20 protein-coding genes are annotated in these 20,709 nt (G+C 73.6%); 7 read left to right on the plus strand and 13 right to left on the minus strand.

Annotation, left to right across the window (positions count from 1 at the left end; translation table 11 throughout):
* Positions 1 to 27: 27 nt before the first annotated feature.
* The 3 genes from dapF to miaA all read right to left on the minus strand — a co-directional run bounded on the left by dapF (position 28) and on the right by miaA (position 2,729).
* Positions 28 to 939: a diaminopimelate epimerase gene (gene dapF, locus ACIO9K_RS32065; protein WP_363584569.1), complete on the minus strand. Its 912-nt coding sequence runs from the start codon at positions 937 to 939 to the stop codon at positions 28 to 30.
* A 97-nt stretch (positions 940 to 1,036) separates the two neighbouring features.
* The gene (locus ACIO9K_RS32070) at positions 1,037 to 1,537 is read right to left on the minus strand and encodes a hypothetical protein (protein WP_363623192.1); all 501 of its coding nucleotides are present in this window, start codon (positions 1,535 to 1,537) and stop codon (positions 1,037 to 1,039) included.
* 226 nt (positions 1,538 to 1,763) lie between these two features.
* The gene (gene miaA / locus ACIO9K_RS32075) at positions 1,764 to 2,729 is read right to left on the minus strand and encodes a tRNA (adenosine(37)-N6)-dimethylallyltransferase MiaA (RefSeq protein ID WP_400335092.1); all 966 of its coding nucleotides are present in this window, start codon (positions 2,727 to 2,729) and stop codon (positions 1,764 to 1,766) included.
* Positions 2,730 to 2,917: 188 nt separating this feature from the next.
* Here miaA and ACIO9K_RS32080 point away from each other — a divergent pair, with 188 nt between their 5' ends.
* On the plus strand, positions 2,918 to 3,181 hold the full coding sequence (locus ACIO9K_RS32080) for an antitoxin (protein ID WP_363584573.1): 264 nt from the start codon (positions 2,918 to 2,920) through the stop codon (positions 3,179 to 3,181).
* Between the two features lie 15 nt (positions 3,182 to 3,196).
* On the opposite strand, the gene ACIO9K_RS32085 is transcribed toward ACIO9K_RS32080, so the two are convergent.
* Positions 3,197 to 3,895 carry a class III extradiol dioxygenase subunit B-like domain-containing protein gene (locus ACIO9K_RS32085; RefSeq protein ID WP_063349332.1) on the minus strand — a complete coding sequence of 233 codons (699 nt, stop codon included), beginning with the start codon at positions 3,893 to 3,895 and terminating at the stop codon, positions 3,197 to 3,199.
* A 117-nt stretch (positions 3,896 to 4,012) separates the two neighbouring features.
* On the minus strand, positions 4,013 to 5,515 hold the full coding sequence (gene miaB, locus ACIO9K_RS32090) for a tRNA (N6-isopentenyl adenosine(37)-C2)-methylthiotransferase MiaB (RefSeq protein WP_363584577.1): 1,503 nt from the start codon (positions 5,513 to 5,515) through the stop codon (positions 4,013 to 4,015).
* Between the two features lie 85 nt (positions 5,516 to 5,600).
* Between miaB and ACIO9K_RS32095 the strand changes: the two genes are divergently transcribed.
* Positions 5,601 to 6,620, plus strand: coding sequence for a TAXI family TRAP transporter solute-binding subunit (locus ACIO9K_RS32095; protein ID WP_400335095.1), 1,020 nt, complete (start codon positions 5,601 to 5,603; stop codon positions 6,618 to 6,620).
* An 88-nt stretch (positions 6,621 to 6,708) separates the two neighbouring features.
* Here ACIO9K_RS32095 and ACIO9K_RS32100 read toward each other — a convergent pair whose 3' ends face one another.
* Positions 6,709 to 8,142, minus strand: a complete 1,434-nt coding sequence (locus tag ACIO9K_RS32100) for a HAMP domain-containing sensor histidine kinase (protein WP_363623186.1) — start codon at positions 8,140 to 8,142, stop codon at positions 6,709 to 6,711.
* A gap of 6 nt (positions 8,143 to 8,148) precedes the next feature.
* Positions 8,149 to 8,904 carry a response regulator transcription factor gene (locus ACIO9K_RS32105; RefSeq protein ID WP_350880177.1) on the minus strand — a complete coding sequence of 252 codons (756 nt, stop codon included), beginning with the start codon at positions 8,902 to 8,904 and terminating at the stop codon, positions 8,149 to 8,151.
* A 371-nt stretch (positions 8,905 to 9,275) separates the two neighbouring features.
* On the opposite strand from ACIO9K_RS32105, the gene ACIO9K_RS32110 reads away from it, so the two are divergent.
* The 5 genes from ACIO9K_RS32110 (at position 9,276) to ACIO9K_RS32130 (ending at position 14,497) form a co-directional block, all read left to right on the plus strand.
* A complete protein-coding gene (locus tag ACIO9K_RS32110) occupies positions 9,276 to 10,049 on the plus strand; it encodes an amino acid ABC transporter ATP-binding protein (protein WP_363584583.1) in 774 nt (257 codons plus the stop codon).
* Between the two features lie 120 nt (positions 10,050 to 10,169).
* On the plus strand, positions 10,170 to 11,072 hold the full coding sequence (locus tag ACIO9K_RS32115) for a glutamate ABC transporter substrate-binding protein (protein ID WP_363623184.1): 903 nt from the start codon (positions 10,170 to 10,172) through the stop codon (positions 11,070 to 11,072).
* Positions 11,073 to 11,127: 55 nt separating this feature from the next.
* Complete coding sequence (locus ACIO9K_RS32120) at positions 11,128 to 11,778, plus strand: amino acid ABC transporter permease (RefSeq protein ID WP_363623182.1); 651 nt, start codon at positions 11,128 to 11,130, stop codon at positions 11,776 to 11,778.
* The gene (locus tag ACIO9K_RS32125) at positions 11,775 to 12,626 is read left to right on the plus strand and encodes an amino acid ABC transporter permease (protein WP_363623180.1); all 852 of its coding nucleotides are present in this window, start codon (positions 11,775 to 11,777) and stop codon (positions 12,624 to 12,626) included. Before ACIO9K_RS32120 ends, ACIO9K_RS32125 begins: the two co-directional genes overlap by 4 nt.
* Before the next feature lie 122 nt (positions 12,627 to 12,748).
* Positions 12,749 to 14,497: an FAD-dependent monooxygenase gene (locus tag ACIO9K_RS32130; protein ID WP_400335099.1), complete on the plus strand. Its 1,749-nt coding sequence runs from the start codon at positions 12,749 to 12,751 to the stop codon at positions 14,495 to 14,497.
* A 72-nt stretch (positions 14,498 to 14,569) separates the two neighbouring features.
* Here the strand turns inward: ACIO9K_RS32130 and rny are convergent, their stop codons facing one another.
* From rny to ACIO9K_RS32160, 6 genes are all read right to left on the minus strand, one after another.
* The gene (gene rny, locus ACIO9K_RS32135; RefSeq protein WP_363623176.1) at positions 14,570 to 16,039 is read right to left on the minus strand and encodes a ribonuclease Y; all 1,470 of its coding nucleotides are present in this window, start codon (positions 16,037 to 16,039) and stop codon (positions 14,570 to 14,572) included.
* Between the two features lie 156 nt (positions 16,040 to 16,195).
* Positions 16,196 to 17,284 carry a recombination regulator RecX gene (recX, locus tag ACIO9K_RS32140; protein ID WP_400335101.1) on the minus strand — a complete coding sequence of 363 codons (1,089 nt, stop codon included), beginning with the start codon at positions 17,282 to 17,284 and terminating at the stop codon, positions 16,196 to 16,198.
* Between the two features lie 4 nt (positions 17,285 to 17,288).
* The gene (gene recA, locus ACIO9K_RS32145; RefSeq protein ID WP_363630360.1) at positions 17,289 to 18,407 is read right to left on the minus strand and encodes a recombinase RecA; all 1,119 of its coding nucleotides are present in this window, start codon (positions 18,405 to 18,407) and stop codon (positions 17,289 to 17,291) included.
* 177 nt (positions 18,408 to 18,584) lie between these two features.
* Positions 18,585 to 19,841: an AI-2E family transporter gene (locus ACIO9K_RS32150; protein WP_400335104.1), complete on the minus strand. Its 1,257-nt coding sequence runs from the start codon at positions 19,839 to 19,841 to the stop codon at positions 18,585 to 18,587.
* 84 nt (positions 19,842 to 19,925) lie between these two features.
* Entirely contained in the window at positions 19,926 to 20,120 is a 195-nt protein-coding gene (locus ACIO9K_RS32155) for a DUF3046 domain-containing protein (protein WP_350880193.1), read from the minus strand.
* Complete coding sequence (locus ACIO9K_RS32160) at positions 20,117 to 20,707, minus strand: GNAT family N-acetyltransferase (RefSeq protein ID WP_400335106.1); 591 nt, start codon at positions 20,705 to 20,707, stop codon at positions 20,117 to 20,119. Before ACIO9K_RS32160 ends, ACIO9K_RS32155 begins: the two co-directional genes overlap by 4 nt.
* Positions 20,708 to 20,709 lie beyond the last annotated feature (2 nt).

Raw genomic sequence — 20,709 nt, forward strand, 5'->3', positions numbered from 1 at the left:
AGCTGTCCGAGCCGCGCCCCAGGCGTGTCAGACCCGCCCCAGTTCGGCCCACCAGCGGGCGTCGATCTCGCCGGCGGCCACGATGACCGCCGGGCCGGTCTTCTCGATCCGGCCGTCCGGGTGCTCGGTGATGACCAGTCGGCCGCCCGGCACGTCCACGGTGTAGGTGGCCGGCTCGCCGGTGACCGCCGGGTCGACGCCGTCCCGGCGGATGGCGGCCACCGCGACGGCGCAGGTGCCGGTCCCGCAGGAGCGGGTCTCGCCGGAGCCGCGCTCGTACACCCGCATGGCGACGTGCCGCGGCCCGCGGTCCACCACGAACTCGACGTTCACGCCCTCCGGGTAGGCCCCTTCGGGGCTGGTCAGCGGCGCGGACAGCAGGTCCCCGGCGTGGTCGAGGCTGTCCACGAAGGCCACCGCGTGCGGATTGCCCATGTTGACGTTCAGCGCGGGCCAGCGCCGCGCGCCGACCGCGACCTCGACGCCGTCCGGCCCGGGCAGCCGGGCCCGGCCCATGTCGACGGTGACCTCGCCGGGCGTCCCGTCCCCGGCGTCCTCGGCGACCCGCACCGTCCGCACCCCGGCGCGGGTGGCGACCGCGAACTCGCCGGGCTCGGCCAGGCCGGCCTCGACCAGGTAGCGGGCGAAGACCCGCACGCCGTTGCCGCACATCTCGGCGATGCTGCCGTCGGAGTTGCGGTAGTCCATGAACCACTCGGCCCGGTCGGCCTGGTCCGCGGCGGCCGGCTCGGCGGCGGAGCGCACCACGCGCAGCAGCCCGTCCCCGCCGATGCCGGCCCTCCGGTCGCACAGCGCGGCGACGGCCGCGGGGCCGATCTCCAGCGCGCCGTCCGGGTCCGGGACGATGACGAAGTCGTTCTGGGTGCCGTGCCCCTTGAAGAAGGGGACGCCGACCGGCTGCGGGGAGGATGCGCTCACCCTCCCGATGGTACTGAACGGGCGCACCGGCCACCCGGGCGGTCCAGCCGGTGGATCGGCGCGGACAGCAGGGGGGCCGACACCGGCAGCCGACGGATCAGCGCAGGTAGGCGACCCGCCAGACGGCCAGCGCACAGGCCACCAGCGCGATCAGGGTGTAGAGCGCGATCGCCTTCCAGCCGGCCCGCTGCCCGGAGCCGCGGCGCGGCAGGCCCGGCCACTTGTACCCGGCGTGCCGGGCGGCCATCGCCCCCCAGCCGACCGAGGCGGCGGTGAGCAGCAGCCCGAGCATGCCGACCATGGTGGCGCGCGCGCCGGCCGAGCCGAAGGCGAGCGGGAAGGCGAACATCAGCGAGCCGAGGATGCCCAGCAGGGCGATCGGCAGGGTCTGCCACCAGCGGAGCCGGCGCAGCGGTCGGATCTCCCGCTCGTGCACCGCGCCGGCCGGGGTGCGGGTGTCCAGGGCCGGCAGTGCGACCGCGTAGGAGGTGGGCGCCTCCAGGCCGGTCAGCACGGGGAGGTCACCCATCGTCGACTCGTCGACCGGTGCGGTGACGCTCCCGCTCTGGCCGGGTTCGGGGCCGGTACCCGTCGACACGCGGCCTCCCCTGACAGTTCGACACGAGCGGACTCGCGGTCGGGCACGGTCGGCCCGCGCGGCCGACCCCTACGCCTTCGATGATGGCATGTCCAGACGGGCGTTCCGGGCCTGACCGGCGTCGACGGGTGATCCGTGGCCATCACGTGATCGGGCCGTGACCGCCGGTTCGTCCTGCACGGCCACCTGCGCGCGCAGGTGCACCGCCGGATTGGCCGGAACCCGCCTACCCGGCCGGACGCTCCTGACGGTCGATCAGCTCCAGGGAGCGTTCCAGCAGCTCGACGGGGTCGGTGCCGGCCGGCCGGGACAGCCAGTGGATCCGGCCGTCGCGGCGGAACCAGGACTCCTGACGGCGGGCGAAGCGCTTGGTGGCCCGGACGGTCTCGGCCCGTGCCTCGTCCTCGGTGCACTCGCCGGCGAAGTGGTCCAGCACCTGCTGGTAGCCGAGCGCCCGGGAGGCCGTCCGCCCCTCCCGCAGCCCGACCCGCTCCAGCGCGCGCACCTCGTCCAGCAGTCCGGCCCGCCACATCAGGTCGACCCGCAGCGTGATCCGCTCGTCCAGTTCGGGGCGCGGCACCGCGACCCCGATCTGCACCGCGTCGTAGACGGCGGTGTTGCCGGGCAGGTTCGCGGTGAACGGCTGCCCGGTGATCTCGATGACCTCCAGCGCGCGGACGATCCGCCGCCCGTTGCCGGTCAGGATCGCCTCCGCGGCCGCCGGGTCCAGCTCGGCCAGCCGCCGGTGCAGCGCGAGCGGGCCGGCCTCCTCCAGCTCGGCCTCCAACCGGGCCCGGACCGCCGGATCGGTGCCGGGGAACTCCATCTCGTCGATCGCCGCCCGGACGTACAGCCCGGAGCCGCCGACCAGGACGGGCGTGCGCCCGGCCGCGAGCAGCCGGTCGATCTCGGCGCGGGCCAGCCGCTGGTACTCGGCGACGCTGGCGGCCTCGGTGACGTCCCAGACGTCCAGCAGGTGGTGCGGCACGCCGCCGCGCTCGGCGGGGGTGAGCTTGGCGGTGCCGATGTCCATGCCCCGGTACAGCTGCATCGAGTCGGTGTTGATCACCTCGCCGCCGAGGCTGCGGGCGATGGCGACGGCCAGGTCGGACTTGCCGGCGGCGGTCGCGCCGGCGATGCAGACCACTCGGGGCTGGGCGGCGCGGGACTGGTCGGTACGGGAGCTGCTCACCGCTCCAGTCTCGCAAAACCGCCGCCGCACCCGTGACCGGGCTGCCCGTCGACCCCGACTGCGCGACGATGTGACTGTGTCCAGCCGTCTCCGGCCATCTCCGCCGTTTCCGCAGTTGAGCCGGTTTGCGAACGGTTCGGCGGTGACGGACGTTGGGCAGGAGACAGGGACGAAAGGGTGAGATCGCCATGGGTCTGATGGACAACCTCAAGGGCAAGGCCGAAGAGCTCAAGGGCAAGGCCAGTGAGCTCGCCGGCAAGCACAGCGAGCAGATCGAGCACGCGGTGGACAAGGCCGGCGGCGCGATCGACAAGGCGACCAAGGGCAAGTACAGCGAGAAGATCGAGCACGGCGCCAGCAAGGCCAAGGGCGCGGTGGACGACTTCGCCCACAAGCCGAAGCCGGGCGAGGAGGGGCCGGCCGGCGGCAACGGCCAGGCGCCGCGGGCCTGACGCCCCGCGCTCCGATCAGCTCCAGGACGCCACGACGTAGCCGACCCCGTACGGGGCGTCCTGGTAGCCGAGCCGCGCGGTGAGGCCGGCGCCCTCCGCGGCGCCGGCCAGCACCTGCCAGGGCGCCCGGCCCTCGGCCTTGAGCTCGGCGGCCAGCCCGGCGTCCAAAGCGGCGAGCGCGGGCAGGTCGGCTGAGCCCAGCGCGGCGGCCAGGGCGGCGTCGAAGCCCTCGGCGCGCTCGTCCAGGTAGCCGGGCGCCTTCACCGAGCGGCAGGCGCTGCCGTCGCCCACCACCAGCAGACCGACCCGGTCGGCCAGCTGGGCCAGGCCCTGGCCGAGCCCGAGCATCCGGTCGGCGGGCGCGTCGGCGGGCACCGCGCAGGCGTGCGTCGGCAGCGTCACCCCGGCACGCTCCAGCAGCCAGGCGCCGACCGTCAGCGAGGGCGCCAGCTCCGGCCCCTCGACCCGGCCGCCGGGCAGCTTGGCGACCAGCGGCACCCCGTAGCGGTGGAAGGACCCGGCCCCGCCCTCGGTCCACACCTCGGCCTCCGGGCCGGCACCGACCACCACGACCAGCTGCGGTCCGGCCGCGACCAGCGCCGCGAGGGCCTCGTCGCAGGCGGCCCGCAGCGGGTCCAGTTCGGCGGCCGCCCCGGCGGCGACCTCGGGGACGAGCAGCGGCGGACAGGGGCACACGGCGGCGGCTACCAGCATGCGGATCACTCTAGCCAAACGGCGACGGCGGCCCGGCCGGACTCGAAGTCCCGCCGGGCCGCCGGTGGAGGAGCGGGCCGCCGTTCGAGCAGCGGGCCCCGTTCGAGCAGCGGGCCGTCAGTCGCCGCAGCAGGCCCCGCCCGCCGGAGCGGCCAGGGGCAGCGCGGCCGGGGCACCGATGCCCGGCAGGCCGAGCATCACCCCGGCCGGCTTGGCCGCGGGCTTGGCCTGGCGCTTCTCCCAGGCGTCACCGGCCCGGGTGCGGCGCACCGCGAGCGACGGGCCCTCGGCGAGCAGGTGGTGCGGGGCGGCGTAGGTGATCTCGACGGTCACCAGGTCGCCCGGGCGCACCGGCTCCGTCGGCCTGGTGAAGTGCACCAGCCGGTTGTCGGGGGCGCGGCCGGAGAGCCGGTCGGTCTTGTCGTCCTTCTTGCCCTCGCCCTCGGCGACCAGGATCTCCAGGGTGCGGCCGACCTGCTTCTTGTTCTCCTCCCAGGAGATCTCCTCCTGGAGGGCGATCAGCCGGTCGTAGCGGGCCTGCACGACGGCCTTCGGCACCTGGTCCGCCATCTCGGCGGCCGGGGTGCCGGGGCGCTTGGAGTACTGGAAGGTGAAGGCGTTGGTGAAGCGGGCCTCGCGGACGGTGTGCATCGTCTGCTCGAAGTCCTCCTCGGTCTCGCCGGGGAAGCCCACGATGATGTCGGTGGAGATGGCCGCGTCCGGCATCGCCTCGCGGACCTTCCGGATGATCCCGAGGAAGCGCTCCTGGCGGTAGGAGCGGCGCATCGCCTTGAGGACGGTGTCGGAGCCGGACTGCAGCGGCATGTGCAGCTGGTGCATCACGTTCGGCGTCTCGGCCATCGCGGCGATCACGTCGTCGGTGAAGTCGCGCGGGTGCGGCGAGGTGAAGCGGATCCGCTCCAGGCCCTCGATCTGGCCGGCGGCGCGCAGCAGCTTGGAGAAGGCCTCGCGGTCGCCCAGGTCGGAGCCGTAGGCGTTGACGTTCTGGCCGAGCAGGGTCACCTCGATGACGCCCTCGTCCACCAGCGCCTCGATCTCGGCGAGGACGTCGCCGGGGCGGCGGTCCTCCTCCTTGCCGCGCAGCGCGGGGACGATGCAGAAGGTGCAGGTGTTGTTGCAGCCGACGGAGATGGCGACCCACGCGGCGTACGCGGACTCGCGGCGGGTCGGCAGGGTGGAGGGGAAGGTCTCCAGCGACTCCAGGATCTCGACCTGGGCCTTGCGCTCGACCGCGGCCCGCTCCAGCAGCGCCGGCAGGTGGCCGATGTTGTGGGTGCCGAACACCACGTCGACCCAGGGGGCCTTGCGGACGATGGTGTCGCGGTCCTTCTGGGCGAGGCAGCCGCCGACGGCGATCTGCATGCCCTTGTGGCGGCTCTTGACCGGCGCCAGCTGCCCGAGGTTGCCGTACAGCTTGTTGTCGGCGTTCTCCCGCACCGCGCAGGTGTTGAACACCACCAGGTCCGGGTCGCCGTCCTGCCCCGCCTTGACGTAACCCGCGTCCTCCAGCAGGCCGGACAGCCGCTCGGAGTCGTGGACGTTCATCTGGCAGCCGTACGTGACGACCTTGTAGCTCTTCAATCCGCTCTCACCGCTCACCAGACCAGGGTACGGGCAGCCGCGAAGCGCTTTTCCCCCACCGTTTCCCCTCCCGTTCCGGCGGAGCGCCTGGCAGTATCCCTGCATGACCCCCACCACCCCGTCCCGTCTCGGCGCCGCCGTCCGCACCGCGGCCCGCAGCCCGCTGTGGCGGACGGTGCTGGTGCTGGTGCTGCTGGTCGCGGGGCTGGGCGGCTGGTGGCTGTCGGCGGGCCGCTCGCCCGGCTACCCGCGCGGCGAGACGCGCTTCGCGACCGGCGTGCAGCGCGGTGTCTACGACCGGTACGGGCAGCTGCTGGAGGCCCACGTCGCCAAGGCCATGCCGGGGGTGCGGCTGGCCCTGGACAACACCGAGGGCTCGATCGACAACCTGGCCCGGGTGACCAGCGGCCAGGACGACTTCGCGATCGCCACCGCCGACGCCGTCGCCGACTACCAGGGCCCGGGCAAGGACCGGCTGCGGGCGATCGCACGGCTGTACGACGACTACCTCCAGCTGATCGTCCCGTCCTCCTCGACGGTGCACCGCACGGCCGACCTCAAGGGGCTGCGGGTCGGCGTGGGCCTGCCGCAGTCCGGGGTGAACCTGGTGACCAGGCGGCTGCTGGCCGCGGCCGGCCTGGACCCGGACCACGACATCGTCCCGGTGTCGGCGGGCGTCGGCGACGCCGCCGACCAGCTGCGGGAGAACAAGCTCGACGCCTTCTTCTGGTCCGGCGGGCTGCCGACCAGCGCCCTCACCGACCTGTCCGACCACATGCGGATGCGGGTCGTGCCGCTGGGGGAACTCGCCGGGGCCATCCACAAGATGGAAGGCGGCGGCACCGACGCCTACCGGGCGGCCACCATGCCCAAGGGCACCTACCCGAACGCCGACCCCAAGGACGCCGTCGCCACCGTGGCCGTGCCCAACCTGCTGATCACCCGGGACGACGTGGACCCGGGCCTGGTCGAGGGCATGACCCGGGCGGTGATCGACAGCCGCGACCAGATCGGCGCTCAGGTGCACGCCGCCCAGCTGGTCGACCTGCGCACCGCCGTCTACACCGACCCGCTCCCGCTGCACGAGGGCGCGGCCCGCTACTACCGCTCGGTGAAGCCCTGAAGGTGGACCCCTGAAAGTGGAGCCCTGAAGGTGAGGTCCTGAAGCCCGGAAGCCCTGACACCGCACGGGCGCCGTGGGCCCGTACGGGCTACCGCTTCTCCGGCCGCGGCACCGCCAGCGTCACCGCGAGCCCGGTCGGCTGGACCGGGGCGAAGGCGAGCGAACCGCCGCCCGCCGCCAGCAGGGTGCGGGCGATCGACAGGCCGAGCCCGGAGCCGTCCACGTTCTGGTGCCGCGGGCTGCGCCAGAAGCGGTCCCCGGCGCGGGGCAGCTCGTCCTCGGCGAGGCCGGGCCCGGCGTCCGTGACGGTCACCGCGACCTCGTCCCGGCGCACCGAGACCTTCAGCCGCACCCCGCTGCCGACCGGGCCGAACTTGAGCGCGTTGTCCAGCACGGCGTCCAGGGCGGAGCCGAAGCCGATCGGGTCCGCCATGCCGACGGCGAGCGCCGGGCCCTCCCAGCGCAGCTCGATCCCGCGCTGCTCGGCGACCGGCCGCCAGGCGTCGACCCGGGCCAGGGTGAGCGCGGCGAGATCGGTCTGCTCGGGTTCGGGGCGGGCGTGCTCGGCGGTGGCCAGGCCCAGCAGGTCGTCCAGCACCCGGGCCAGCCGGACGCCCTCCTCCCGGACGCCGCCGAGCTCCTCCTCGTGCCCCTCGGGCAGTTCCAGGCCGAGCACCTCGACCCGCAGCAGCAGGGCCGCCAGCGGGTTGCGCAGCTGGTGCGAGGCGTCCGCGACGAAGGCCTTCTGCTGGTCCATGGCGAGCACCACGTGGTCGGCCATCTCGTTGAACGAGCGGGCCAGCCGCTGCAGCTCGGGCGGGCCGCCGCCGGGCGCGACCCGGGCGGCCATCCGGCCGGTGGCGATGTCGTGGGTGGCCCGGTCGAGGGTGCGGACCGGGCGCAGCACCCACTCGGTGAGCCGACCGGCCAGCAGCACCGCGACGATCATCGCGGCGGCCTCGCCGGTGCCGATCACCAGCCAGCTGTGCAGGATCCGGGTGCGCAGCGCCCCGGTGGGGGACTCGCTGAGCACCACCGCGACCACGTCGCCGTCGCGCACCACCGGGGTGGCGACGGTCAGGGTGCGGTCGTCGGTCCACGGCCAGACCTGGGGCGGGTTGTGGCTGCGCCGCCCGTCCAGCGCCTCCTGGAAGGCCTGCGCGCCCCAGCCGCCGGGGGGCACCCGCCAGTCGGCGGGGGCGGCGGCGATCGGCACGCCGTCGCGCTGGAAGATGCCCAGCCGCACGCCGTACAGGTCGTGGTAGCGGCGGACCTCGGCGTCGATCGCGTGCCGGCGGCTGACGTCGCCGGGGGCGGGCTCCGGGTCGCCCTTGAGCGCGGACTCCACCGCCGAGGGGCCGGAGGTGGGCAGGTCCTGGGCGAAGCGGGCGGCGTCGTCGAGCCGGTCGACGACCACCTTGCTCTGCTCGGCCGCCGCGACCGCCGCCGCGAGCGGCAGCCCCAGGGCGGCCAGGACGCAGAGCATGAGGGCGATCAGGATGCCGAGCAGGCGGGTGCGCACGTGCGGTCAGCGCTCCGCGGGGGCGGGCGGGGCCGGGTCCGCGGCGGGCGCCGGGGACTCCGGGATCAGGCGGTAGCCGACGCCGCGGACGGCCTCGACCAGGCCGGGCAGCGCGAGCTTGTTGCGCAGCGAGCCGATGTGCACCTCCAGGGTGCGCCCGTTGCCCTCCCAGCCGCTGCGCCAGACCTCGCTGAAGATCTGCTCGCGCCGGTAGACCACGCCGGGGCTCTGGGCGAGCAGGGCGAGCAGGTCGAACTCCTTGCGGGTGAGCGGCACGTCCCGGCCGTCCACGCTGACCCGGCGGCGCTCCCGGTCGATCCGGATGCCGCGGGACTCCAGCGGGCCGCGCTGCTGCGGGACGGCGTCGGGCGCGGGCACCGCCACCGAGGCGGGGGCGGCGCCGCGGCGGGCCACCGCGTGGATGCGGGCGAGCAGCTCGCCCATGTCGTAGGGCTTGGTGACGTAGTCGTCGGCGCCCAGGTTGAGGCCGTGGATCCGGGAGCGGATGTCGGCGCGGGCGGTGACCATGATCACCGGAACGCCGCTGCCGGCCCTGATCCGGCTGCACACCTCGAAGCCGTCGCGGTCGGGCAGCCCGAGGTCGAGCAGCACCACCCGGTACGGGTCGTTCCCGTCCGGCACCAGGGCGTCCAGCGCCTCGTGCCCGCTGCGGGCGTGCCGGACCTGGAAGCCGTGCCGGCCCAGTACCGCGACCAGCGCGGCGGCCACGCGTTCGTCGTCCTCGACGAGCAGCAGTCGCATCCTGTTCTCCTCCTTCCCCCACCTGATCACCGGGACCGCCCGGTCGGGCCCCGGTCCTGCGCAGTATGAGCCAGTGGGCGGCCCGGCGCCAGGCTCGGTCGCCCGACGGCTGCCGCGGGGCGGGGCACGCCGGCGCGGACGCCCGCTCTCACATGCCCCGTTGGCGACCCGGCGAACGGCCCGCGAGCAGCGTGTGGCCGTTTCGTGATCCTCAAGTTCCGCTCAGATCGGCTGACGGCACGTCGTCATCACTCCTATGGTCGGCCCACCGGGGGCTGCGGCTCCGCCGGTCGCGGCTCCCGGATTTCGTACCACCATTGCCGCCCAAGGGAGTTCAGACTTTCACGGGCCGACACGAGGGAGCAGGCGCGATGGCCGAGAATCCGGTCGAGGACTCCACCCCTGCAGCCGCCCCCCTGGTCGTGCTGAGCAGCGTGAACAAGCACTACGGAGCGCTGCACGTCCTCCAGGACATCGACCTGAAGATCGTCCAGGGCGAGGTCGTGGTCCTGATCGGGCCGTCCGGCTCCGGCAAGTCGACGCTCTGCCGGACGATCAACCGGCTGGAGACCATCGACTCCGGCACGATCACCATCGACGGCCGCCCGCTGCCCGCCGAGGGCAAGGAGCTGGCCCGGCTGCGCGCCGAGGTCGGCATGGTGTTCCAGAGCTTCAACCTGTTCGCGCACAAGACGGTGCTGGAGAACGTCGTCATCGGCCAGGTCAAGGTGCGCGGGATCGCCCGGGCGCAGGCCGAGAAGACCGCCCGCGAACTGCTGGAGCGGGTCGGCGTCGGCGCGCAGGCGGACAAGTTCCCCGCCCAGCTCTCCGGCGGCCAGCAGCAGCGCGTGGCGATCGCCCGGGCGCTGGCGATGAAGCCCAAGGTGATGCTCTTCGACGAGCCCACCTCGGCCCTCGACCCGGAGATGGTCAACGAGGTGCTGGAGGTCATGCGCCAGCTGGCCGCCGACGGCATGACGATGGTCGTGGTCACCCACGAGATGGGTTTCGCCCGCTCCGCCGCCAACCGCGTGCTGTTCATGGCCGACGGCCGGATCGTCGAGCAGAACACCCCGGACGCCTTCTTCACCGCGCCGCGTTCCGACCGTGCCAAGGACTTCCTCTCGAAGATCCTCCACCACTGACGCTTCGAGACCACGCGGGGCCGCCGCCGGCAAGGACGCCGGGCGGCCCTGCCCGCGCACGCACCTTCCAGACGCCAGAGCCCGGTTAGCCGTGGCCCAGCTCCCAGGAGAACAACCCTCATGAGGACTCGTCGCACCCTCGCCGTCGCGCTCTGTGCCGTCGCGCTCACCGCCACCGCCGCCTGCGGCAAGGACGGCACCCCCGGCGCCACCGCCGCGAGCAGCGGCAACGCCCCGGCGCTGCCCACCTACACGGTCAAGACCGACGTCAAGATCGACTCGGCGATCCTCGCCGAGGCGAAGAAGCGCGGTCAGCTGATCATCGGCGCCAAGGCCGACCAGCCGTTCCTGGGCTTCGAGGACGTCGCCAGCGGCGACCGCAGCGGCTTCGACATCGAGATCGCCAAGATGATCGCCGCCGACCTCGGCTTCAGCCCGCAGCAGATCAAGTGGCAGACGCTGGTCTCCTCGCAGCGCGAGCCGGCCATCGCCAAGGGCCAGATCGACTTCTACGTCGGCACCTACAGCATCAACGACGAGCGCAAGAAGACGGTCTCCTTCGCCGGCCCGTACTACATCGCCGGCCAGGACTTCCTGGTGAAGGCCGACAACACCTCGATCACCGGCCCGGAGAGCGTCGGCGGCAAGAACATCTGCACCGCCACCGGCTCCACCTCGATCAAGAACATCCAGCAGTACAACCCGAAGATCACGCAGTTCGACACCTACTCGGCCTGCGTCGAGAAGCTGCTGTCCGGCGAGGTCGACGCGGTCACCACCGACGACGCGATCCTCAAGGGCTACGCCTCCAAGTACGCCCCCAAGCTCAAGGTGGTCGGCAAGCCGTTCACCAAGGAGAACTACGGCGTCGGTCTCAACAAGGACGACGCGGTCCTGCGCAACGCCATCAGCGACGCGCTCAAGGCCCACGAGGACAACGGCGACTGGAAGAAGGCCTACGACGCGACCCTGGGCGCGTCCGGCTCCGCCGCGCCGGCCGTGCCGGCCCTCGAACGCTACTGATCCGGTCCACGCCCGACCATCCGTCCTGACCATCTGATGAGAGGAGGGCCGCCGGATGGGGTTCCTGTTCGAGCAGGACAACTTCGCGTTGTTCCGCGACGGCTTCCTGCAGACGATCGAGCTGAGCGCGCTCAGCGCCCTGCTCGCCCTGCTGCTGGGCACCCTGCTGGCGGCCTTCCGGGTCTCCCCGGTGCCGGTCCTGCGGGCCTTCGGCACCGCCTGGGTCACGCTGTTCCGCAACACCCCGCTGACCCTGCTGTTCTTCGCCGTCACCTTCGGCCTGCCGCCGCTCGGGGTGCACTTCGGCCACCTCACCTTCGCGGTGCTGGCGCTCGGCGGCTACACCGCCTCGTTCGTCTGCGAGGTGATCCGCTCGGGCATCAACACCGTGCCGCTCGGCCAGGCCGAGGCGGCCCGCAGCCTCGGCATGAGCTTCGGCCAGACCCTCACCCTGGTCATCCTGCCGCAGGCCACCCGGACCGTCCTGGCCCCGCTGAGCAGCGTGTTCATCGCGCTGCCGAGGAACTCGGCGATCGCCGGCGCGTTCAGCGTCAGCGAGCTGTACAGCGTGCAGCAGACCCTCTCCGAACGCGGCTACGCGATCTTCGGGATCTTCTTCTGGGTGGCCTGCGCCTACCTGGTGATCAGTGCCACGGTCGCCACGCTGTTCCGCGTCCTGGAATCCCGACTGGCGGTGGCCCGATGAGCAACCTCTTCACCCGCACCCCCACGGCCAGCGTCCTCTACGACGCCCCCGGCCCGCGGGCCCGCACCCGGTACCGGCTGTTCGGGGTACTGGCGCTGATCGGCGTCGCCGCCCTGCTCTGGTACGTCTTCGCCGCGCTCTCCGACAACGGCCAGTTCGACCCGCAGATGTGGGACGCGTTCCAGTACAACACCGTCCAGCAGCGCATCGTGGACGGCCTGCTCTCCACCCTGGAGGCCTTCGGCCTGGCCGCACTGTTCTCGCTCACCCTGGGCGGCCTGCTCGCCGCCGGGCAGCTCTCCGACCACAAGCCGGTCCGCTGGGCGGCCGTCGGCTTCGTCCAGTTCTTCCGGGCGATGCCACTGCTGATCCTGATCGTCGCGCTCTACTACGCGTTCTTCGCGAAGGAGCCGATGTGGGCACTGGTGCTCGGCCTCACCCTCTACAACGGCTCGGTGCAGGCCGAGATCATCCGCAGCGGCGTCAACGCCGTCCCGCGCGGCCAGGCCGAGGCGGCCTACGCGCTCGGCATGCGCAAGACCCAGGTGATGGCCGGCATCCTGGTGCCGCAGGCGATCCGCTCGATGCTGCCCTCGATGATCGGCCAGCTGGTCGTCACCCTGAAGGACACCTCGCTCGGCTTCGTCATCACCTTCCACGAGCTGCTGTTCGTCGGCAAGGCGATCGCCAGCCAGCCGATCAACGCCGCGGGCTTCCCCTACATCCCCGTGGTGCTGGTGATCGGTCCGATCTACATCGCCATGTGCCTGCTGCTGACCGCCCTCGCCCGGTGGATCGAAGCGCGCGGCCGTCGCGGCGCGAACCGGCGCACTTCAGCTGCTGCTTGACGCACACGCAGGTGAACTGTTGCATTGCTCTTCGTGACACCTCCCGGGAGCATCCACGCGGCATATGCGGCAGCGGTAACTGACGCCGGCCCATCGGCCGGTTCGTGCCCGGAGGTCACCACATGGACCCGGTGATCGTGGTCGGGGCCGGACCGGTCGGTCTGGCCCTGGCCCTCGCCCTCGCCCGGCACGAGGTGCCGACCATCGTCCTGGACGAGGGCTCCGGGCTCTGCCCCGAGGGCCCGCGCAGCGTCGTCCTCGGGGCCGACACCGCCGCCTTCCTCACCCGGATCGGCTACCCGCGGGCCGTCTCGGACTCCGCCCTCTGGGACTCCTTCACCGTCTGGCGCCGCCGCCAGGAGGTGCTGCGGATCGACCTCACCGACTCCCCCGCCTTCCACCTGCCCCAGCACCGCCTCCAGCGCGGCCTGCGCGACGCCCTCACCGGCACCCCGCTGGTCCGGCTGGTCCCGCTGAGCCGGGTCGTCGAACTCGAACAGGACCGCGACGGCGTCAGCGTCCGCACCCACGGCACCCAGGACGGCTCCAGCACCTGGTGGCGCGGCAGCCACCTGGTCGGCTGCGACGGCGCCAGATCCGCCGTCCGCAAGCTCCTGAAGATCCGCTTCCCCGGCCGCCCCGCCGTCGACCGCAACGCCATCGCCACCGTCCGGGTCGACCTGCCCTTCCACGAGGCCCGGCTGCACCGCGAGCCCCCGTGGCGCGGCGACCGCGAGGCCTCCGCCCGCCCGCTGCCGGACGGCGTCTGGCGGCTCGACTGGCGGCTGCCCCCCGGGCGGCCCGCCCCCACCGAAACCGTCGACCCGCACGCCACCTGGCCCGGCGTCGTCACCGGCGACACCCTGCTCACCCGGGTCACCGCCACCCTCACCGGCTGGTGCGGCGAACTCCCCCGCTTCGACCTGCTCGCCGCCGCCGACCACACCGCCCAACAGCGCCTCGCCGCCCGGTTCCGCAGCGGCCGCTGCTTCCTCGCCGGCGACGCCGCCCACCTGCACGGCGCGCTCGGCATGCAGAACCTGGCCGACGGGCTGCGCGACGCCGACAACCTCGCCTGGCGGCTCTCCCTCGCCTGGCACCTCCACTCCGGCGGCCCGCAACCCGGAGGCTCCCTGCTGGACGGCTACGAGGCCGAACGGCGCGGCGCGGTTGGCGCCCGGCTGCGCGCCGTCGACCAGTCCATGCCGCTGCTGCGCCCGCTGCGCGGCTGGCAGCAGACCCGGCGCTCGCTGCTGGTCGGCGGCTTCCGCAAGCACGCACCGCTGCTCGCCGACGGACAGCTCGGCACCGGCCGCTTCGGCGGCGCGCCCGCCTACCCGGCCGCGCCCTCGGGCGTCCCCGGCCGGGTGCCGGTCCAGCGCGGCGCCCGCGGCACCACCTCGCTCAGCGAACTGCTGCCGGCCACCGCCCCCGGCGTGCTCGTCCCGGACCTGCCGGTGCTCGCCGCCGACGGCACCCCGGATCACCTGCACGCCCGGCTCGGCGTCACCTTCCTGCTGCTGCTGGTCGCCCCCGGCACCGCCGTCTGGTCCGCCGAGCACTGGCTGGGCGCCGGCCTGATGCCCCGGCTCGCCGAGGTCGCCGCCGCGCTGCCGGTGCCCGCCGAAGTGCTGGTCACCGAGGAGTACCCGGAGGCCGGGCCGCACACCGTGCTGCTGATCCGGCCGGACGGGCACCTGGTCGGCGCCACCCAGGGCGCCGCCGCCGAGGACCTGCTGGCGCTCGCCGACCGCGCCCGGGGCGGGCCGGCCCCGCTCGCCGGCGCACCCGAAGCCGAGCCCGACCAGGACCCCGCGCCGGAGCCCGCCGCCCGCCAGGCGCCCCGGCAGGTGGACTCACCCCGCGCGTAGGGCCCTGGCGCGTGCCCCGGGCGTGCAACTCCGGGCGTGCGCCGGACAGGACCGGACAGGACCGGGCAGGGCCTAACTCGCCACCGCGATGGCCCGGCTCTCCCGGACCACCGTCACCCGGATCTGGCCGGGATAGGTCAGCTCCTCGGAGACCTGCCGGGCGACCTCGCGGGCGATCAGCTGCGCCCCGAGGTCGTCCACCTCCTCCGGCCGCACCATCACCCGTACCTCGCGCCCCGCCTGCATCGCGTACACCTCGGCCACGCCCTCGTGCGCGCGGGCGATCTCCTCCAGCCGCGCCAGCCGCCGCACGTACACCTCCAGCGACTCCTTGCGCGCCCCGGGCCGCCCGCCCGAACAGGCGTCCGCGGCCTGCGTGAGCACGGCCTCCACGGTGCGCGGCTCCACCTCGCCGTGGTGCGCGGCGATCGCGTGCACCACCTCCGGGGACTCCCCGTGCCGGCGGGCGAAGTCCGCGCCGACCGCCGCGTGGCTGCCCTCGACCTCGTGGGTGAGCGCCTTGCCGATGTCGTGCAGCAGGGCCGACCGCCGTACCGGCTCCGGGGCCACCCCGAGCTCGGCGGCCATCATCCCGGCCAGGTGCGCGGACTCCAGCAGGTGCCCGAGCACGTTCTGCCCGTACGAGACCCGGTAGCGCAGACTGCCCAGGGTGCGGACGAGTTCGGGGTGCATCCCGCCGACCCGGGCGTCCAGCAGGGCGTCCTCACCGGCCCGGACGCAGCACTGCTCGACCTCCTCGCGGCTGCGCTCGTGGACGTGCTCGATCCGGGTCGGGTGGATCCGGCCGTCCTCGACCAGTTGTTCCAGGGTGAGCCGGGCGGTCTCCCGGCGGACCGGGTCGAAGCAGGAGAGCTGCACCGTCGCGGGGGTGTCGTCGATGATCAGGTTGACGCCGGTGACCGCCTCGAAGGCACGGATGTTGCGGCCTTCGCGGCCGATGATCCGGCCCTTCATGTCCTCGCTCGGCAGCCGGAAGACGGTGACCGCCGTCTCGGCGGTCTGCACCGTCGCCAGCCGCTGGATCGCCCCGGCGAGGATGCCCCGGGCCCGGCGCTCGCCCTCCTCCCTGGCCTCGCGCTCGAACTCCCGGACCGTGACCGCGGCCTCCCGCCGAGCCGTGGTCGCGGCCTCGCGCAGGAGTTCGGCGCGGGCCTGCTCGGCGGAGAGTCCGCCGGCCCGCTCCAGCACCGCCACCCGGCGGGTCACCAGGGCCTCGGCCTCGCCCCGGGCGCGCTCCAGCTCGGCGAAGCGCGCGGCGAGTTCGTCCTCCCTGGTCCGGACCCGGCGCAGCTCCTCGGCCAACTGCTCCTCGCGCCGGTCGAGTTCGGCCCGCTGCCGGGAGGTCTGCTGCTCGGCCCAGCCGCGAACGCGCTCGGCCTCGACGCCGGCGCGCCGCTGGGCGGCCCGGAGCCGCTTGGCCAGCAACCCGACCAGGACGGCGAGGAGCAGCAGGACGGCGCCGGCCGACCCGGCGAGGAGCAGCAGGGAGGCGTCCGGTCCGGTGCCCGCAGAGATCCTCATGCCGCCCACTCCCCGTCACCGCTGTCCGCCGCCCGGCGTGGACCGCCGTCCGGAAGCGCCCCCGCACTGAGTGCGAGGCTAGGCGCGGGTCACGAAACGGTCAAGACTCGACCTGGACTGGACCAAGAAGCGTACGCAATGGCTACCGGACGGCCACTAGTCCCTCCCGGTTCCCGACGGTTCGCCCGGCTCCTCCTCGTCCAGCGCGCTCCGCACCACCCGGAACGCCAGCCCCTCGGAGTAGCCGCGCCGGGCCAGCACGCCGACCAGCCGCCGCATCCGGACCTGCGGGTCCAGCCCCCGGGTGGACCGCAGCTTGCGGTCGACCAGCGCCCGGGCGGCCTCGGTCTCGTCGTCGTGGTCGAGCTGGGCGACGGCCTGTTCGACCAGGTCCGCGGCCACGCCCTTGGTGCGCAGTTCCTGGGCCAGCGCCCGCCGGGACAGCCCCCGGACGGTGTGCCGGGACTCCACCCAGGCCGCGGCGAAGGCCGCGTCGTCGATCAGCCCGACCTCTTCGAGCCGGGTGAGCACCTCGTCGGCGACGTCGTCCGGGATCTCCCGCTTGCGCAGGGCGTCGGCGAGCTGTTTGCGGCTCTTGGCGGCGCCGGTGAGCAGCCGCAGGCAGATGTCGCGGGCGCGGGTCTCGGGATCGGCCGTCTCCTCGGCCCCGGCCCGCTTCCGCGCGGTTCGGCCGGTACGGGCGGAGGGGTCGCGCTCGTCGCCCGGAGCGCCCGCCTCGTCCGAGGCGTGCCTGGCGGAGCGCCCGGCCGCAGCGCGCCGCCCACGACGCGCGCCGGCACCGGTGCGCGGGGCCGGGGCGGTCACACCCCCGTGACCGACCGCCCCGGCCTCGCCCCGGCCGCTGCCCGCCGTCGCGGAGCCGGCCTCGTCGAACTCCTCGGCCGCCAGTGCCGATCGCCGCCTGCGGCGGCCGGTGGGCAGTTCGGAGGCGGAGACGAGCCCGAGCTCGTCCACCGTCGGCTCCGCCGGAGTCGGCCCGGGCGCCGCGCCGCGCACCGCCCGGGCCGACGCCCGGTCGAACTCCGGCTCCGGACCGGATGCCCACTGTGCGGCGGAGGACCGCTCCCGCCGCCGCCCCTTCCGGGACTGCGACCGCGCCCGGGGCGTCGCCTCGAACGGCGGCTCCGGCTCCCCCGCCACGGCGGCGAACCAGTCCGGCGGCCCGTAGTCGTCGCCGTCCGGACCCGCCGGTCCGCCCTCACCCACTGCGTCGTGCTGCGTCAACGGTTCAGGCCTTGGCGGCCGCCGCCGTCTTCTTCGCCGCGGCCGTCTTGGCGGCGGTCGCGGTGATCGGCTTCGCGGCGCCGTCGGCGGCAGCGGCAGCGGCCTCGCCCTCGGCCGGCTCCTCGGTCTTCGGGCCGATGCCGAGCTTGCCCTTGATCTTCCGCTCGATCTCGTCGGCGAGCTGCGGGTTGTCCCGCAGGAAGTTGCGGGCGTTCTCCTTGCCCTGGCCGAGCTGGTCGCCCTCGTAGGTGTACCAGGCGCCGGACTTGCGGATGAAGCCGTGCTCGACGCCCATGTCGATCAGGCCGCCCTCGCGGCTGATGCCGACGCCGTAGAGGATGTCGAACTCGGCCTGCTTGAACGGCGCGGCGACCTTGTTCTTGACCACCTTGACGCGGGTGCGGTTGCCGACCGCCTCGGTGCCGTCCTTCAGGGTCTCGATCCGGCGGATGTCCAGCCGGACGGAGGCGTAGAACTTCAGCGCCCGGCCACCGGTCGTGGTCTCCGGCGAGCCGAACATGACGCCGATCTTCTCGCGCAGCTGGTTGATGAACACCGCCGTGGTGCCCGACTGGTTCAGCGCACCGGCGATCTTGCGCAGCGCCTGGCTCATCAGCCGGGCCTGCAGACCGACGTGCGAGTCACCCATCTCGCCCTCGATCTCCGCACGCGGGACGAGCGCCGCGACCGAGTCGATGATGATCAGGTCGACCGCGCCGGAGCGGATCAGCATGTCGGTGATCTCCAGCGCCTGCTCACCGGTGTCCGGCTGGCTGACCAGCAGGGCGTCGGTGTCCACGCCGAGCTTCTTGGCGTACTCGGGATCGAGCGCGTGCTCCGCGTCGACGAAGGCGACCGTGCCGCCGGCCCGCTGGGCGTTGGCCGCCAGGTGGAGGGTCAGGGTGGTCTTGCCGGAGGACTCGGGGCCGTAGATCTCGACCACCCGGCCGCGCGGGATACCGCCGACACCGAGGGCGACGTCCAGGGCGGTGGACCCGGTGGGGATCACGTCGATCGGCTCGTTGGCCTTCTCGCCCAGGCGCATCACCGAGCCCTTGCCGAACTGCCGCTCGATCTGAGCGAGTGCGTTCTCAAGGGCCTTCTCGCGGTCCGTACCTGCCATGGCTTCCACCCTCGGGTTCTGTGCTGTGCGCTTCATCGTCCTCGACGCTAGCGCGTCCCACTGACAAACGAGCCCGACCCGGCTCCGCCTGTGGAAAACTCCTCGCCGGAGAGTATAGAGAACAACTGTTCGATTCAAGCCTCGCACGTCCGAACGGTGCCGCCACCGCCGGCCGGGTCACCTCCCGTCGCCGCCGACCATCCGCCGCAGCCGCCGCGCCGCCTCCCGGCGCAGCTCCCGCCGGGCCCGCCGCTGCTCACCCCGGTCGATCCGCGGGTCGGTGGCCACCTCGTACCGCCGCACGTACGTCCCGACGAAGCCCTGCAGGGTGGCCGCCGCCGGGATGGCGATCAGCGCGCCCACCGCGCCGAGCAGCGCCGCGCCCGCGATCACCGCGCCGAACGCGACCGCCGGGTGCACGTCCACCGTCCGCGCGGTGATCCTCGGGTGCAGCAGGTAGTTCTCGACCTGCTGGTAGACCACCACGAAGATCAGCACCCAGAGCGCGTCCACCGGCTGCACGGTGAGCGCCACCAGCACCGGCAGCGCGCCGGCCAGGTACGTCCCGATGGTCGGCACGAACTGCGACATGACGCCGACCCAGACCGCCAGCGCGGCCGCGTACGGCAGGTCGAGCAGCTCGAACATCACCCAGTGCCCGATCGCGGAGACCACCGCGAGCAGCGCCCGGGAGTACAGGTAGCCGCCGGTCTTGGCGAGTGCGATCTCCCAGGCCCGCAGCACCTCGCCCTGCTTGGCGGGCGGCAGCATCGAGCAGACCGTCCGGCGGACCCGCGGGCCCTCGGCGGTGAAGTAGAAGGTGAACAGCCCGACCGTGAAGGCCTGGAAGAGCCCGCCGATCACGGTGGAGGAGAGGCCCCAGACGTTGTCGGCGGCCTGCTGGGCGTAGCTCTCGATCGCGCCGGAGTCCTTGAGCAGCTTCTTCTGCAGCTCGCCCAGCGACAGATCCTGATGGAACGTCCGGTTCACCCAGTTGATCAGGTTGTCGACCAGGTGCGGCAGGTCCCCGGCGATCTTCGCGACCTGATCGACCAGCAGCGTGCCGAGCGCCGCGAGGAACCCGATCACCGCGATCCCCACCGCGACGAACACCAGGAAGGTGCCGATCCCGCGACGCACCCCGCGCGCCGCCATCCGGTCGACGGCCGGCTCCAGCGCCAGCGAGAGGAAGAAGGCCACCAGCAGCATCACGAAGAGGTCGATCAGCTGGTGGAAGGCCCAGTCGGCGAGCTGGAACAGCCCGACCAGCACCAGGGCCAGCACCATCGCCCGGGGCAGCCAGCGCGGCATCCCGCCACCCCAGAGGCCGCCGGCCGCGCCCTCCGGCAGCCGCGGTTCGGGCGGCGGGCCCGGATCCTCGTCGGCGACCCGCGCCGTCCTGTCCGAATTCTGTGCTTCTGCGCTGCTTGTCACTCCGACAGTCTCACCCATCCCCCGGAACCGCCCGAGCACCGGGCACCCCGCCGGGGCGGGGTCGGTCCTCCGGGCGGGCGGTGGTCAGCGCAGCACGCCGGAGACGCCCTGGGTCTCGCAGACCACCCGCCAGACGTCCTTGGCCTCCCAGCCCGCCTCCAGCGCCTGCCGCACCGTCCGCCCGCCGAGTTCGCTCATCACGTGGTCGGAGGCGAAGGACTCCGCGTACGTCTCCCCGAAGTGCGCGTGCATCCGTCGCCAGAACTCCGTCAGCCTCATGGCTCCAGTATCCCGGACCGCGCGGCCCCGCTCCGGGCCCGCCACTGCCCGGCCGTCAGCGCGTACTCGACCTCACCGTGCTCGCTGCCGGGGATCGCCTCCGGGTAGTCCTCGTGGAAGGTGCGGACGAACGACAGCCCGGTCTTCTCCATGACCCGCCGCGAGCCCGCGTTGACCGTCATCGTGTACGCCACCACCCGCCGCACGCCCAGTTCGGTGAAGCCGCGGCGGACCAGCGCCCGCGCCCCCTCGGTCGCGTACCCGAGCCCCCAGGCGGCCCGGCGCAGCCGGTACCCCAGCTCGACCTCGGAGCGGTCGCCGTCCCGCGTCGGCCGGAACTCGAACCAGCCCAGGAAGGCCCCGCCGTCCCGCTCCTCGGCCGCCCACCAGCCGAGGTCGCCGTACCGCCGGTGGTGCGCGAGGTACAGCGACAGCAGTTCGCCCTCGACCCGCTCCCGCGCGGTCGGCCGCCCGCCGGTGAGGTGGCGCATCACCTCCGGGTCGCCGTCCAGTTCGACCAGGTGGTCGACGTCCGCTGCGGTGAAGCGGCGCAGCACCAGCCGCTCGGTGGTGAGGAAGACGGTCACGC

It is taken from the genome of Kitasatospora sp. NPDC087271, from assembly GCF_044744605.1.
Lineage (GTDB): Bacteria > Actinomycetota > Actinomycetes > Streptomycetales > Streptomycetaceae > Kitasatospora.

Coding starts and splice junctions, on each gene's coding strand:
- ACIO9K_RS32080 (WP_363584573.1), top strand. CDS start 2,918: ATGGGTCTGATGGACAACCTCAAGGGCAAGGCCGAAGAGCTCAAGGGC.
- ACIO9K_RS32155 (WP_350880193.1), bottom strand. CDS start 20,120: ATGAGGCTGACGGAGTTCTGGCGACGGATGCACGCGCACTTCGGGGAG.
- ACIO9K_RS32125 (WP_363623180.1), top strand. CDS start 11,775: ATGAGCAACCTCTTCACCCGCACCCCCACGGCCAGCGTCCTCTACGAC.
- ACIO9K_RS32115 (WP_363623184.1), top strand. CDS start 10,170: ATGAGGACTCGTCGCACCCTCGCCGTCGCGCTCTGTGCCGTCGCGCTC.
- recA (WP_363630360.1), bottom strand. CDS start 18,407: ATGGCAGGTACGGACCGCGAGAAGGCCCTTGAGAACGCACTCGCTCAG.
- rny (WP_363623176.1), bottom strand. CDS start 16,039: ATGAGGATCTCTGCGGGCACCGGACCGGACGCCTCCCTGCTGCTCCTC.
- ACIO9K_RS32085 (WP_063349332.1), bottom strand. CDS start 3,895: ATGCTGGTAGCCGCCGCCGTGTGCCCCTGTCCGCCGCTGCTCGTCCCC.
- ACIO9K_RS32130 (WP_400335099.1), top strand. CDS start 12,749: ATGGACCCGGTGATCGTGGTCGGGGCCGGACCGGTCGGTCTGGCCCTG.
- ACIO9K_RS32095 (WP_400335095.1), top strand. CDS start 5,601: ATGACCCCCACCACCCCGTCCCGTCTCGGCGCCGCCGTCCGCACCGCG.
- ACIO9K_RS32120 (WP_363623182.1), top strand. CDS start 11,128: ATGGGGTTCCTGTTCGAGCAGGACAACTTCGCGTTGTTCCGCGACGGC.
- ACIO9K_RS32105 (WP_350880177.1), bottom strand. CDS start 8,904: ATGCGACTGCTGCTCGTCGAGGACGACGAACGCGTGGCCGCCGCGCTG.
- ACIO9K_RS32110 (WP_363584583.1), top strand. CDS start 9,276: ATGGCCGAGAATCCGGTCGAGGACTCCACCCCTGCAGCCGCCCCCCTG.